Raw genomic sequence first — 13235 nt, 5'->3', positions numbered from 1 at the left:
CGCCCGCGACGAGGTCGCGGATCATGTCCCACATCGTGCGGCGGCTGCGCGGGTCGAGGCCCGTCGTCGGCTCGTCCAGGAAGATGATGCTCGGCCTGCCGACCAGGGTCATGGCCAGGTCGAGCTTGCGGCGCATACCGCCGGAGAACGCGGACGCGGGCTTCTTGGCGACGTCGGTGAGGTCGAAGCGGGCCAGGAGTTCGGCCGCGCGGCGCCTGCCCTCGGCCCGGTCGAGGTGCAGCAGGTCCGCGATGAGGAAGAGGTTCTCCTCGGCGGTCAGCAGGCCGTCGACGGCGGCGAACTGCCCGGTGACGCCGATGGAGCTGCGGACGGCGTCCGGGTCCTGCGCCAGGTGGTGCCCCGCCACCCGGGCGTCCCCGCCGTCGGCCGAGATGAGGGTGGAGAGGATCTGGACGGTGGTGGTCTTGCCCGCGCCGTTCGGGCCCAGCAGGGCGAAGATCGTGCCCTCAGAGACCTGCAGGTCGATCCCGTCGAGTACGACCTTCTCGCCGTACGACTTGCGCAGCCCCTGGGCGGTGATCCCCTTCGGCGGGGCGGTCAAACCGGTGGTGGCAGTCATCGTGCCGCCTCCTTCTTCTTTCCGTAGCTGATGCGAGGCCGGTCTCTGCGTGTCACGAGTCCTTGCGGGTGCGGGTGCGGTCAGGCGCGGCGGATCACGATGTCGCCGAGGCCGGTGCGGGCGCGCACCTGGACGGTCTCCGCGTCCGGGCCGGGGCCGTCGGTCGAACCGATCGAGTTGTGGACCGTGCCCGCCTGAGAGTTCACCTCGAGCCAGGCGGCGCTGGACTCACGGATGCCGACCTCCAGGTCGCCGTCGGCGGTCTGGAGGGTGATCTGGCCGCGGGCCACCTCGCCGAGCTTGATGGTGCCGTTGTCCGACTTGGCGTCGACTCCGGCGTGGGCCACGCCGACGGAGATGCGGCCGTTGGAGGAGTTGACGCGCAGTTCGCCGGTGACCTCGCCGAGCGTGGTGTCGCCCTTGCGGTTGCGGATGTTGGCGGCGCCCGCGACGTTGCCGAGGTCGATGCGGCCCGCCGCGTCGATCTCCACGTCGCCGGTGGCGCGGTCCACGCGGACGTCGCCGTGGTCGGACCGGAGGAAGGCGGCGCCGACCTCCGCGACGTGGATGTCACCGGCGGCGGACTCGAACCGGCAGTCGCCGAGGCGGCCTTCGGTGCTGAAGACGCCGGCGGGCGAGAGGCCCTGGACGTCCGACCCGGCCGGCAGCTCGACGCTGACCTCGATCGAGCCGCCCTTGCCGAACAGCGAGCGCTTCTTGGGGCCCTTGACCACCAGGCGGCCGTTGTTGCACGTGACCTGGACCTGCTCCGCGGCCTTCACGTCGACGTCCTCGCGGCCGTCGCTCGGGAGCACCGACACGACGGTGTCGAGGCGCTTTCCGGCGGAGATGCGGGCGGTTCCGATCTCGAACTCGATGAGGGCGGAGAGGGGCTCGGGAGTGTCGAAAGTAGGCATGGCCGTCCTGTCTGACTGAGGTGTGCGGACCCGCTGGTCGCAGCGGGCGGATGAGTTGTCCTGCGTCACTCCGGCGGGCCGGCGTTCTCAGCCCCTGGAGCCGTGCTTTCCATGACGCCAGCATGGCATCACTATGGCGCCAGTGCAACCCCACTTGGCACCCAGGTGGTGCCACAGGGGGTGAGATCCGGCGCACAGCGCGCCGGGACGCCTCGCCATAGCGGGTGTGAGCTGGGGGTTTCCCTCGTGTGCCGGTTTACGGAACGTGGCCGCCACCACGCCAGAAAGGCGTCAAGGCATGGCGCGTGCGGCGATCGGAAGGGCGTACGGGGAGGGCGTGGCGCCGTCGCGGTGCCATGGAGGCGCCGGGTGGGGCGCCAAGGGGCGGGAGGGGAGGTCGAGCAGGTGGGGAGGCGGGAGGGAGGGGGCGCGGGCCGGGCGAGAGGGGGCGCGGGCCGGGCGGGGGCGCGGGCCGGGCGGGGGCGCGGGCCGGGCGGGAGGGGACCCGCGCCCGGCTCGACGGGCAGGGAGCGCGGTGGCCCGGCGGGCAGGGAGCGCGGGTGGGCGCCGGGCTACGCGGTCCGCGCCGCGTCCCGCAGGGCGTCCCGGACCGCGGCAACCGCCGGGTGCCACCCCCGGCCACGACGTACGACCGTGAACAGCGTGCGCGCGTGCTGCCCCGGCGGCAGCGCCCGCAGCGCGACCGTCGGCACACCGCCGCCCCACACCAGGTCCGGGAGCAGCGCGACCGCGTGGCCCCGCTCCACGAGCCGCAGGTGCAGCAGCAGGTCGGGCGACTCGAACCGCACGTCGGGCTCGAACCCGGCGGCGCGGCACACCGTCGTCGCCCAGCGCCGGGCCGCGCTGCCCTCCGGCTCCATCACCCAGGGCAGGTCGGCGAGCGCCCGCAGGGCCGCGACCGGGTCGTCGGCGTCGCCGCCCTCGGGGACCGGCCGCGGCAGGGCGAGCCGCATCGGGTCCGCGCACAGGTCGGCCCGTTCGAGCGCCGCGTCCCTGGGGCCTGCCCCGCCCGGGTACTCCTCCGCGACGACCAGGTCGAAGTCCCGGGCGAGCAGGGCGGGCAGGGCGGCCTCCGGTTCCAACTGCGTGACGTGCGGGCGCAGTCCGGGGTGGGCGGCGCGCAGCCGGGTCAGCGCGTCCGGGACGAGCGCGAGGGCGGCGGTCTGGAAGGCGGCGACGCGCACCGTCCCGGTGAGGCCGGGCAGGGACGCGGCGATGTCGGCCTCGGCCCGTTCGAGGCGTTCGAGCACGGCCTCGGTGTGGGCGACGAGGATCTCGGCCTGCGCGGTGAGCCGCACCCGCCGCCCGACCGGTTCGAGCAGCGGCACCCCCGCTTCGGCCTCCAGCTGCGAGAGCTGCTGGGAGACGGTCGAGGGGCTGTACGAGAGGGCGGCGGCGACGGCCGCGAGGGTGCCGCGGTGCTTCAGCTCGCGGAGGAGGCGGAGGCGGTGGAGGTCGTACATGGCGGCGGCGCCCCTTTCACCGGGTCGGCGCCCGGCAGCGTTCACCGGATCGGCACTCGGCAGCTTTCACCTGGTCGGCGCTCGGCAGCGCGGCAGCCCGGCAGCCAGTCGGCTCGGCCGCCCGCCACAGCTCCCGGAACCTTTCGGTTCCGTCGATGAATATACGTCGGAAAGATGAGCTGGACCGAAGAGTGCGGGGCGCCGCAGGGTTGTCCCATGACTGACACCGGCCCCGCCATCGAGTCCCGCGCCACGGCCACGGCCACTGACACCAACACCAACACCAACACCGACACCGACACCGACACCGGCACCGGCACCGGCACCGGCACCGGCACCGGCACCACCGAAACCGCCACCACCTCCGGCACCACGGCCCCCACCACCCCACCCCCCTGGTACGCACACCCCGCCGCCCGCGAGTGGACCTGCGCCCCCGCGCCCGCCGAAGTCCGCGCCTTCCACGCCACCCTCCCCGAGTACACCCCCACCCCTCTCACCGAACTCCCCGCCCTGGCAGCCGAGTTGGGCGTCGGCCGGGTCTTCGTCAAGGACGAGTCGGCGCGGCTCGGCCTGCCCGCGTTCAAGGCGCTCGGCGCGTCCTGGGCGGTGCACCGCGTCCTCGCGGAGCGGGCGTCGGACACCCCCGTGGAGCTGGTCACGGCGACGGACGGCAACCACGGGCGCGCGGTGGCCCGGATCGCGCGCCAACTGGGCCAGCGGGCCCATGTGTTCGTGTCGCAGGGGGTGCACCCCGGGGCGGCGGCCGCGATCGAGGGCGAGGGGGCGCGGGTGACGCGGGTCGCCGGGGACTACGACCGGGCGGTGCGGGAGGCCGCGGCGGCGGCGCGGGCGGAGGGTTCGGTGCTGGTGCAGGACACGGCGTGGGAGGGGTACGAGGAGGTTCCCGCGCGGATCGTGGAGGGGTACTCCACGCTGTTCGCCGAGGTGGACGAGCAGGTGGCCGACGCGGGCGCCGGTGCGCCTGACCTGGTGGCCGTGCCGGTGGGGGTGGGTTCGCTGGCACAGGCGGCCGTCACGCACTACCGGAGCCGGAGCGCGCGCGGCCCGGCGCTGCTCGCCGTGGAGCCGACGGAGGCCGCGCCCGCCCTCGCCGGCCTGGCGCGGGGCGAGTCGGTGACCGTGGCGGCCGGGGAGACGGTGATGGCCGGGCTGAACTGCGGCACACTGTCCGGCCTCGCCTGGCCGGTACTGCGGGACGGCCTGGACGCGGCGGTGGCGGTGCCCGACGCCGAAGCGCTGACGGCGGTCCGGGACTTGGGGGCGCTCGGGGTGTCGTCGGGGCCGTGCGGGGCGGCCGCGCTGGCGGGGGCGCGGGCGGCGCTGACCGGGGCGGGGGCGCGGGAACGCCGGGCGGGGCTGGGCCTGGCGGCCGGGGCGACGGTGGTGCTCCTGAGCACGGAGGGGACAGCGGCGAATCCGCATGGGGCGGTGTGAATGGCAGGGGGGGCGAACGGTCGGTGTAAGCGGAACGCGGGCGGGCGGGGGCCGACCCGCGGATAGGGCCAACCCAGCGGACAGGGCCGACCCGCGGATAGGGCCGACCCGCGGATAGGGCCGACCCGCGGACAGGACCAACCCAGCGGACAGGGCCAACCCGCGGACAGGACCAACCCGCGGACAGGACCAACCCAGCGGATAGGGCCAACCCGCGGACAGGACCAACCCCGCGGACAGGGCCAACCCGCGGACAGGACCAACCCCGCGGACAGGGCCAACCCGCGGGCAGGACCAACCCCGCGGACAGGACCACTCCCCCGGGCGCGCCCTAGACCACCTCCCAGGGCACCTCCCGCCCGCACACCACGTCGAGCCGCGAGACCGCCCTGGTCAGCACCACGTACAGCCGGTGCGCCCCGCGCTCCTCCGCCGCGACGATGTCCGCAGGTTCGACGGCGACCACATGGTCGTACTCCAGGCCCTTGGCGACCGAGGCGGGCACGACCGTGACGCGGGCGCCCATCTCGTCGGGGCCCGCCGCCTCGACGCCCGCCGCCGTCAGCGCGGCCCGCACCCCCGCGACGGCGGCGTCGGCGGCGATGACGCCGACCGAGCCCTCGTGGGCCAGGGCGCCGCGCACCACGTCGACGGTGGCGGCGGCCACGTCGCGTACACGGTGCACGGCGAGTTCGCCGTCCCCGCGCAGGGACCGGGCGGGCGGCACGTCGACGCCGAGGCCGTCGAGCAGCCGGTTGGCGAGCGTGACGATCGCCTGCGGGACGCGGAAACCGGTGGTCAGCGGGGTCACGGGGGTGTCCGGCTTGCCCAGGTGGGCGAGGAGGGCGTGCCAGTCGCGGGCCGCCCACGGCGTGGTCCCCTGGGCGAGGTCGCCGAGCACGGTGAGCGAGCCGAAGTCGGCGCGGCGCGCGATGGCGCGGCACTCCATGGGCGAGAGGTCCTGCGCCTCGTCGACGACGATGTGGCCGTAGCCCGCGGGCCGCTCGACGAGGCCCGCGAGTTCGTCGAGCAGCACGAGGTCGGCGTCCGACCACTTCGCGGACTTGTACGAGCGCGGGGCCCGGTCCCAGAGAATCGCCCGCTGCTCCGCCTCGCCGAGGACCCCGTCCGCGGCCGACGCCAACACGCCCGCGTCCGCGAGGAGTTCGGCGAGCACCTCCTCCGGCCGCGCCTTCGGCCACACCGCGTCGACGAAGGCGGAGACGGCCCTGGCACGGGAGATCTTCTGCAGCCAGGTGTTGCTGACGGGGCCCGCGCGCCGCTCGGCCTGCTCCTGGATGTGGCGCACGACGCGGGTGCGCACGCGCTCACGGCCGGTCTCGTACGGCGGTTCCTCCGCGCGTACGTCCGCGACGATCCGGTCGAGGTCACCGGCAGGGACCCGCCAGCGGTACGAGCCGTCCGGCACCGCGAGCGACTCGGCGCCGCCGGGCCGCACCCGGGCGTACAGCGCGCGCCGCAGCACCTCGGCCATCCGGGCGTCGTGCTTGACGACCGCCGCGCCGGGCCCGTCCGCGCCCCGCACCGGCTGCCGGGCGATCTCGTCCCGGACGGTGGCCTGGCGCACCCCGGTCTCGCCGAGGGCGGGCAGGACCTCGGCGATGTAGCGCAGGAAGGTGCGGTTCGGGCCGAGGATGAGGAGGCCGGAGCGGCGGATCCGCTGCGGGTGCGTGTACAGCAGGTACGCGGCGCGGTGCAGGCCGACGGCCGTCTTGCCGGTGCCCGGGGCGCCCTGGACGCAGACGGAGTCGGCGAGCGCGGCCCGGACCAGGTCGTCCTGCTCGGGCTGGATGGTGGCGGCGATGTCGCGCATGGGGCCGACGCGGGGGCGCTCGATCTCACCGGTGAGGATGCGGCTGCGGGGGCGGGTGCCGTCCGGCCCTGCCGCGGCCGTGGGGTGCCCGGCCTCCGCCGCCGCGGGGTCCCCGCCCTCCGCCCCCACCGCGAGGTGCCCGCCCTCCCCCGCCATCAGATGCTCGTCCTCGAGCCCCGTCAGGTCGGCCGAGTCGCCCGCGCTGCCCGGCGCCCAGCCGAAGCGGCGGCGTACGGCGACGCCCTGCGGGTCGCGGACGCCCGCCTGGTAAAAGGCGCGCGAGACGGGGGCGCGCCAGTCGACGACCAGGGGCGGGGCCGCGGGGTCCTCGGTGATGCGCAGGCGGCCGACGTGGTAGCGCTGACCGCGGTGGTCCCCGGCCTCGGTCGCGTCGGCGTCGAAGTCGAGGGCGCCGAAGAACAGCGGGGCGTCGGGGAGTTCGCGCATCTCCTTGGCCCGGCTGCGCAGCTGATAGCCGAGCACTTCGGCGTCCGCCCCGGACGCGGCGACGTGCTCACCGGTGATGACGTGCTCCTGGGCGCCGTCGACCATCGCGGCGAGGGCGGCGCGGCAGAGGTCGTGGTACCGCCGCTCCCGCGCGAGCGCGGCGTCGAGGGCGGGGGGCTCGTCGGGGGCGGGGATGTCGAGGGAGGTGCCTGGTGCCGTCATGCCGTCGAGCGTACAAGAAAACGTTACCGAGTAACATTTATGACCGAGACTCTCCCTGCGGTACGCTGCCGTGCATGACGGACGACGTGACGAGGCCCGCGGACCCGCGCCAGGCTCCCGTGGACCCGCGACAGCCGGAGAACCCGCAGCCCGTGGGCCTGCGGCAGCTCAAGAAGCGGCGGACGTACGAGGCCGTCTCCGACGCGGCCATCGCGCTGTTCCTGGAGCGCGGCTTCGACAAGGTGTCGGTCGCGGAGGTGGCCGCGGCGGCGGAGATCTCCAAGCCGACGCTCTTCCGGTACTTCCCGGCCAAGGAGGACCTGGTCCTGCACCGGTTCGCCGACCACGAGGACGAGGCGGCACGGGTCGTCGCCGGACGCCCGCGGGGCCACTCCCCGCTGGCCGCGCTGCGCGCCCACTTCCTGGCGGGCCTGACCCGGCACGACCCGGTGACCGGCCTCAACGACACCCCCGAGGTCCTGGCCTTCCACCAACTCCTGTACGGCACGCCGTCATTGGTGGCACGGCTCTACGGCTACCAGGAGCGGGCCGAGCGCGCCCTCGCGGAGGCACTGGGCGGGCCGACAGCCGGGCCGACACCCGGACCGCCCCCGGGACCGACAGCCGGGCCGACACCCGGACCGCCCCCGGAGCCGACGGCCGAGCCGACCCCCGTCGCCCCCCTGGCCGCACGCCTCGCCGCCGCCCAGATCCTCGCGGCACAGCGGGTCCTCGCCCTGGAGAACTGGCGCCGCGTGGCCGCGGGCGAGCCGGTGGCGGACATACGCGCGGACGCCGTGCGCGCGGCGAACCAGGCCTTCGACCAGCTGAGTTCGGGGCTCACGCAGTACGCGTAGCCCCGCCCCCCCGACGCCCCGAGGACGCGAACGGTTACACCTTCTTCGTGAGCTTCCTGCCCCACCCCAGCAGCGCCCTCGTCCCCGCCGGCTCGATGCCGGCCTGGCTCACCGCGTCCTCCGACCACCAGCCGGTCACCCCGGTCATCGGCTCCCGGTTGCTGTTCAGGAGGCGGGTGGGGTGAGGGGGCGGGCGACGCGCCACAGGGTCTCGAACAGTTCCTGCCTGCGCACGATCTTCTCGCGCGCCGCCGCGCCGCCGTCGATGTGCCAGTGGGTGAGCAGCGAGTCGTACCCCATGAGGTCGAGGATCTGCCGCCCCGGACGGTCCCGGGACGGCTCCTCCTTGACGGCGTCGTAGATGCCGTCGAAGAGGTGCTCGCTGTCGACGAGGCAGAACTTCACGAACGGGGAGATGTGCAGCACCCGGAACTCCACCGCGAGCCCGCCCCTGCGGTCGTGCCGCAGCCGCCTGGCCAGAACCTCCATGCCGCGCTCGTACCCCTGCACCTGCCGCAGCAGCTCCCCCCGGAAGTCGGGGTCGTCCGCCGCCTTGCCGTCGGCGTCGAGCATGCCCGGTATCGCCATCTCCCGCGTGAAGTCCGGCACCAGGATCCGCACCGCCACCTCCGGCCGGACCGCGCCGTGCAGCCCGTCGAGCGACCGCGCCAGCTCGTTGACGACGGTCTCCCCCGTGAACCCGATCGCGTCGATCCGAGGCGCCGCCCGCCCCAGCGCCTCCCCGAAGAACCCCCGCAGCTCACTCGCCGCGACCTCCCGCCGCACAGCGGGCCGCAGCGCGTCGTTGAGCCCGCGCACCTCGCTGTACAGCACGTACCCGACGAGGCTGAGGATGGCTCCGCCGAGGTAGGCCTTGCCTTCCAGGGCGTCGCCGATGGGGGTGACGAACTGGGCGAGGAGGCCGAGGACGAACACGGCGAGGAACAGGGCCTTGGTGATGGCGGACTCCGCCCGCGCCCAGGCCTCGGAGCCGGACCCCCACGCCATCCGACCACTCATCAAGTCCCCCCGCCCACCGCGTAGTTGACACGAGCACGCAAGGGTTCATGGTGCCCGCGGGCGGGCCCGTCAGGAAGACCGGGAGACGGTCAGGCGACCGGACTCGGCTGCGCCGCCTCCCGCCCGCGCACCTCGGCGTGCCAGGCCCGCACGGCCTCGACGGCGTGAGCCCGGTCCGGCACCCTCTCCAGGCGCAGCGGTTCGGCCGCCCGCAGCAGGGCCCGGCAGACCCGGCCCGCGGCCTGCTCAAAGTCGGCGTCGGACGGTGCCCGCGCGGGCAGGGCGAGCGCGGCCCGCATGACGTCGGGGAAGACGGACTGGGCGTACTCGAAATCCAGATAGACGGGCAGATCCACGTCGAGGTCGACGGTCAGCTCGGCCTTGCCCGCCGCCGTCATGGCCTCCTTCCATCGCTGCCGCATCCGAATGTGCTGTTCCTTGTCGTAGTCCATCCGCACAAGGTGCGTGGCGAGGTCGTGCAAGGGGTCGCCGAACAGGGCCAACTCCCAGTCGATTACGGCGATTTCCTTACGATCGATCACGATATTGGCGCGGTGGACATCCGTGTGCAGAAGGCAGAAGGGGCGCTCGTGCAGGCGCGGGGCCCGCTCCTTGAACTCGGTCATCGCGTGCCGTCGAATCCCGATGTCCTCGAATAACGCGTCGAATCGCTGCCGGTTGGCGCGGTGCACACGCTCCTCGGTGAAATCGATCAGCCAGGCGAGAAACCCGTCGGAATCGCCGCTCTTGGGCCAGCCTTCGGGTCGCGGCGGAAGTTCTGACTCCGGTACGGCCGCGGTGCTCGCGAAGAACTCGGCGAGCCTCGCCATCAGTTCGTCGGTGTGGAGTTCACTCTCGTCGACCTCCGTCAGCGGCCGCCCGGCGCGGTAGGCGTGCATCGACCAGTCACCGAAGTCCACCAGACAGCGCGGCACTTCGGGCAGGTGACGGGTGACCACCTCGAGCAGTTCGCTCTCGCGGGGCCAGATGCGCGGCGCCACCTCGGCGGCCGCCAGCGGCGTACGGCACTTCACCCGGGCGCGATACGGCATCGTCCGCAGCAACAGCGCGAGGCGCCAGCCGAGCGGCACGATGTAGTTACTATTGTGATAACCAGTGACAACCTCGCCATCAGGGCGTTCACGGTGCGCGGTGGCCCATCGGCGGATCAGCCGGTCGTGCCAGCCGAGTGCGGCCGGCGGGGCCAATTCGGCTCTGCCGGACAGAGGTTGCGACATGAGCGCAGAGGATATCGCCCCGAAGGCGCCCGCCTGACCACTTGACCAGTATGCGGACGCTCGCACTTACTTACCTTGCGCGCCTGTGTCATTACTGCGCGTTTTCCTCGCTGGTGAATATGTCGGGGACGAATTCACCGCGAAGTCCGGCGCCGTGGCGGCACGTGTCACGTCTCACCATTGAGCGTGTCGAGCAGTGGCTTCAGCGACGTCACTATTCGCTCGGCACCGATTTCCCGGAGCACGCGCATCTTGCGGTCGTTGCGGGCGTAGCCGAGGAAGTGCACACCCGCGGCGCGCGCGGCGAGGTAGTCCGTGGCGGCGTCGCCGATCATCAGGGTGCGGGACGGGTCGGCGCCCATCGCGAGAAGGGCGCGTTGGACGCAGTACGGGTCCGGCTTGAGCAGGCGCAGATTCTGCGTACGGCCGTATATGTGCGGCGCGAAGCAGTCGATGAGCCCCCGGCCGGTCAGGTAGGTGGCCACCGGCCCTGGCGCGTTGTTCGTGGCGACGGCCAGCCGGGCGCCGGTGGCCCACCAGGTGCGGATCAGCGCGTCGGCGTAGGCGGTGGGCCAGGCGGAGATCACCGCCTTCTGCTCCTCGTACGTGAGCCGCGCCTCCAGCTCGACCACCAGATCGCTCCTGGGATGGCGCCGGTCGACGGCACGCAGCACGACATAAGGATCGGGTTCGTCACGCACGCCTGTGGCGAGCAGCCCGTGCAGCCCTTGCTCCTCGAGCCAGCGCACCTGTTCCTCCGCGACCTTCTCGGCGGAACGTCCGGCGAAGAGGCGGCAGACGGGGCCGTCGAAGTCGAAGAGCACGTACTGGGCGATGTCGATGAGTTCTCGCAGATCGTCGGTCGCACCTGTCACTGGCTCGGTCGCTCTCGCCTCGGGTCGCGTGGAATCAGGAGTCACCTAAGAGAGTGTCAGGTCAGTGGTGATCGTTTCCCAGAGGGCGTCGAACCACTTCTGGGACTCTTTCACGAAGCCCGAGTCACGTGCGCTGCCCCCCTCGACGAAGGGGAAGAGGGTCGTGGTCAGTCCGCCGGCGTCGTACGCGCGCACGCTCTCACCGGCTTCCCCGTCCAGCGGCACCTCCATGGACTTCAGCGTGTAGTACGCGAGCAGCGCCTCGGACTTGTTGAGCAGATAGAGCTTGACGGGGGTCGTCAGCGGCAGGGCGCGGAACGTGACATGGACGTCGATGTCGTGCGACTGCTTCAGCGAGGTGAGGTGGTGCCGCAGGACCTGCCCCTGCGCGTTCCGCTGTGCCAGCCAGCGCTGTTGCAGCCGCTGCCGGTCCCCCTCGTCCTCGACCTCGACCGGCACCGGGAAGGCCAGGGAGATGTCGCTGCTGGGCAGCAGGATGCGGACGTCGATGGACTCCGGACGGAGTTGGCCCTGGTGGATCTGGCGGATCGGCTCGGTGACTGCGTTCATCAGGGTCTCCGCCGTGTACGAGACCGTGTCGATCCGCACGTGCGGCTGCCGGAACGCCTCCACCAGGCGCGGCTGCAACGCCACCATCGACGGCTGCGGCTCCGGCTGCGCCCCCGGCGCCCCGGCCGCCACCCCCGCCCCCGCCACCCGAGGCGGACTCCCCCTGCTGATGTGGTTCAGCAACCCGTCCCGCTGCAGCGAGAGGAGCGCCTGGCGCACCGTGCCGCGTTCCACGCCGAACTCCTGGGCGATCTGGGCCTGGGTGGGGAGGCGGTCGCCTGCTTTGAGGGTGCCGGTGCGGATGCGGTCGCGCAGGGCGTCGGCGATGTCCTGGGGTGAGGTCTTTCTGCTGCCGTTCACTGCACCGCTCTCCTTGGTCACGACGAGACGATACAACTGTGCACCATCTCAGGGGAGTTGACCGAAAGTTGTTTATGAAGGGTTACCAAGTGGGGACAACTTCAATGAGTTGGTTGCCAACTCGCCCGAGATGGCAGAAGGGGGAACCATCATGCCCGCCATAGCCCTCCTCGCAGCCGTGTTCGCCGTCACCATCGAACAGGTCGTGCAGTGGAAGTACGGAACCCTCGGCATCATCGGTCTGCTGCTGCTGACCGTGGGTGTCAAGGCGAAGAACTCCACCTGCAGCTCCATCGGGGCGGTCGTGCTCGCCCTGATGGTGACGGGCCCCGCACTGTGACCAGGACCGAGGGCTGAACCGCCGGTCCGGGCCCGCGCGGACGCGCCAGACGCCACGCGCGGCGTGCGCCGTCCGCCCTACGGACCGGGGTTCAGCTTCAGGTCCTGGCTGATCGTCTCCCAGAGCGCGTTGAACCACAGGTGGGACTGCTCCACGAACGTCGTGTCACGCAGCCCGTCCCCCGAGTGGAACGGAAACAGCATCGACTGCGTTCCCTGCGCGTCCCACATCTCCAGGGACTCCTGGCCGATCTCCTCCCGGCGCTGGGTGAGGGTGTAGTACGCGAACAGCGCCTCGGAGCCGTTGAGCAGGTAGAGCTTGACCGGCGGGGTGAAGGGCAGGGCGCGGAACTCCACCCGTACGTCGATCCCGTGCGTCGTCCGCAGCGTCCGCAGGTTGTGGCGCAGGACCTGCCCCTGCGCGTTGCGCTGGTCGAGCCAGCGGCGGTGCACATGGCCGCCCTCGTCCTCGCCCTCCACCGGAGCGGGGAAGGCGAGGTCGATGTCGCGGCTCGGCAGCAGCACCCGCACATCGACCTTGGCCGGTTTCAGCTGTCCGGCGTGGATCTGCCGCAGTGGTTCGCCGATCGCCATCGTCAGCGAGATGGAGGTGAGGCACAGCGCGTCGATCTCCACGTGCGGCGCCTGGAAGGCCGCGGCGATGCGCGGGGCCAGGCCGACCATCGTGGGTTCGGGCCGGACCGTGTCGGGGCGCGGCCCGGACGGGGCCGCGACCGTGGCGGGACTGCCCTTGGAAACGTTGGCGAGCAACTGCTCGCTCTGCAGGATGCGCAGCGCCTGGCGTACGGCACCGCGCTCCACGCCGAACTCCACCGCAAGCTCCGCCTGCGTGGGCATGCGCTGTCCGGGCCGCAGCCGCCCGGACCTGATCCGGTCGCGCAGCTCGTCCGCCACCTCGTGATGCGAGCGGTGCGGAGTCATGGTCGGCCTCTTCCGCTCGTTGACGGCGGCCTCGTCCGGGCTCACAACCAAACCGTACAACTTCTCGCCATCTTTGGGGAGTTGCTGAGAAG

General features: G+C 72.7%; 13 protein-coding genes. 4 read left to right on the top strand and 9 right to left on the bottom strand.

The window, feature by feature from the left end:
- The 3 genes from ACZ6BG_RS38780 to ACZ6BG_RS38770 all read right to left on the bottom strand — a co-directional run.
- Positions 1 to 580, bottom strand: a 580-nt coding sequence (locus tag ACZ6BG_RS38780; RefSeq protein ID WP_469011007.1) for an ABC transporter ATP-binding protein, incomplete at its 3' end; no start/stop codon positions are given.
- An 80-nt stretch (positions 581 to 660) separates the two neighbouring features.
- Positions 661 to 1497 carry a DUF4097 family beta strand repeat-containing protein gene (locus ACZ6BG_RS38775; RefSeq protein WP_469011006.1) on the bottom strand — a complete coding sequence of 279 codons (837 nt, stop codon included), beginning with the start codon at positions 1495 to 1497 and terminating at the stop codon, positions 661 to 663.
- 572 nt (positions 1498 to 2069) lie between these two features.
- Complete coding sequence (locus ACZ6BG_RS38770) at positions 2070 to 2981, bottom strand: LysR substrate-binding domain-containing protein (RefSeq protein WP_469011003.1); 912 nt, start codon at positions 2979 to 2981, stop codon at positions 2070 to 2072.
- Between the two features lie 216 nt (positions 2982 to 3197).
- Between ACZ6BG_RS38770 and ACZ6BG_RS38765 the strand changes: the two genes are divergently transcribed.
- A complete protein-coding gene (locus ACZ6BG_RS38765) occupies positions 3198 to 4439 on the top strand; it encodes a pyridoxal-phosphate dependent enzyme (RefSeq protein WP_469011001.1) in 1242 nt (413 codons plus the stop codon).
- Positions 4440 to 4770: 331 nt separating this feature from the next.
- On the opposite strand, the gene ACZ6BG_RS38760 is transcribed toward ACZ6BG_RS38765, so the two are convergent.
- Positions 4771 to 6942, bottom strand: a complete 2172-nt coding sequence (locus ACZ6BG_RS38760; protein ID WP_469010999.1) for a HelD family protein — start codon at positions 6940 to 6942, stop codon at positions 4771 to 4773.
- 74 nt (positions 6943 to 7016) lie between these two features.
- Between ACZ6BG_RS38760 and ACZ6BG_RS38755 the strand changes: the two genes are divergently transcribed.
- Positions 7017 to 7799, top strand: a complete 783-nt coding sequence (locus ACZ6BG_RS38755; RefSeq protein ID WP_469010997.1) for a TetR/AcrR family transcriptional regulator — start codon at positions 7017 to 7019, stop codon at positions 7797 to 7799.
- 47 nt (positions 7800 to 7846) lie between these two features.
- Entirely contained in the window at positions 7847 to 7984 is a 138-nt protein-coding gene (locus ACZ6BG_RS38750; RefSeq protein ID WP_469010994.1) for a hypothetical protein, read from the top strand.
- Here ACZ6BG_RS38750 and ACZ6BG_RS38745 read toward each other — a convergent pair.
- From ACZ6BG_RS38745 to ACZ6BG_RS38730, 4 genes are all read right to left on the bottom strand, one after another.
- Positions 7965 to 8807 (bottom strand): ATP/GTP-binding protein, encoded by an 843-nt coding sequence (locus ACZ6BG_RS38745; RefSeq protein ID WP_469010990.1) that lies wholly within the window; start codon positions 8805 to 8807, stop codon positions 7965 to 7967. The genes ACZ6BG_RS38750 and ACZ6BG_RS38745 overlap by 20 nt on opposite strands.
- Before the next feature lie 101 nt (positions 8808 to 8908).
- A complete protein-coding gene (locus ACZ6BG_RS38740) occupies positions 8909 to 10057 on the bottom strand; it encodes a phosphotransferase family protein (protein ID WP_469010989.1) in 1149 nt (382 codons plus the stop codon).
- 167 nt (positions 10058 to 10224) lie between these two features.
- On the bottom strand, positions 10225 to 10932 hold the full coding sequence (locus tag ACZ6BG_RS38735; protein ID WP_469010986.1) for an HAD family hydrolase: 708 nt from the start codon (positions 10930 to 10932) through the stop codon (positions 10225 to 10227).
- Between the two features lie 45 nt (positions 10933 to 10977).
- Complete coding sequence (locus ACZ6BG_RS38730) at positions 10978 to 11862, bottom strand: winged helix-turn-helix domain-containing protein (RefSeq protein ID WP_469010984.1); 885 nt, start codon at positions 11860 to 11862, stop codon at positions 10978 to 10980.
- Positions 11863 to 12013: 151 nt separating this feature from the next.
- Between ACZ6BG_RS38730 and ACZ6BG_RS38725 the strand changes: the two genes are divergently transcribed.
- Complete coding sequence (locus tag ACZ6BG_RS38725) at positions 12014 to 12202, top strand: hypothetical protein (RefSeq protein WP_469010981.1); 189 nt, start codon at positions 12014 to 12016, stop codon at positions 12200 to 12202.
- A 77-nt stretch (positions 12203 to 12279) separates the two neighbouring features.
- Here the strand turns inward: ACZ6BG_RS38725 and ACZ6BG_RS38720 are convergent, their stop codons facing one another.
- A complete protein-coding gene (locus ACZ6BG_RS38720; RefSeq protein WP_469011016.1) occupies positions 12280 to 13143 on the bottom strand; it encodes a winged helix-turn-helix domain-containing protein in 864 nt (287 codons plus the stop codon).
- Between the last annotated feature and the right edge of the window lie 92 nt (positions 13144 to 13235).

Source organism: Streptomyces sp. NPDC041205 (assembly GCF_055591765.1).
Note: the sequence above shows the minus strand (reverse complement) of the source record. Positions and strands in the feature narration are given on the sequence as shown.

Excerpts from the sequence above, each read along its gene's own strand:
- ACZ6BG_RS38775 (WP_469011006.1), bottom strand. The coding sequence starts at position 1,497 with ATGCCTACTTTCGACACTCCCGAGCCCCTCTCCGCCCTCATCGAGTTC.
- ACZ6BG_RS38770 (WP_469011003.1), bottom strand. The coding sequence starts at position 2,981 with ATGTACGACCTCCACCGCCTCCGCCTCCTCCGCGAGCTGAAGCACCGC.
- ACZ6BG_RS38765 (WP_469011001.1), top strand. The coding sequence starts at position 3,198 with ATGACTGACACCGGCCCCGCCATCGAGTCCCGCGCCACGGCCACGGCC.
- ACZ6BG_RS38760 (WP_469010999.1), bottom strand. The coding sequence starts at position 6,942 with ATGACGGCACCAGGCACCTCCCTCGACATCCCCGCCCCCGACGAGCCC.
- ACZ6BG_RS38755 (WP_469010997.1), top strand. The coding sequence starts at position 7,017 with ATGACGGACGACGTGACGAGGCCCGCGGACCCGCGCCAGGCTCCCGTG.
- ACZ6BG_RS38745 (WP_469010990.1), bottom strand. The coding sequence starts at position 8,807 with ATGGCGTGGGGGTCCGGCTCCGAGGCCTGGGCGCGGGCGGAGTCCGCC.
- ACZ6BG_RS38740 (WP_469010989.1), bottom strand. The coding sequence starts at position 10,057 with ATGTCGCAACCTCTGTCCGGCAGAGCCGAATTGGCCCCGCCGGCCGCA.
- ACZ6BG_RS38725 (WP_469010981.1), top strand. The coding sequence starts at position 12,014 with ATGCCCGCCATAGCCCTCCTCGCAGCCGTGTTCGCCGTCACCATCGAA.
- ACZ6BG_RS38720 (WP_469011016.1), bottom strand. The coding sequence starts at position 13,143 with ATGACTCCGCACCGCTCGCATCACGAGGTGGCGGACGAGCTGCGCGAC.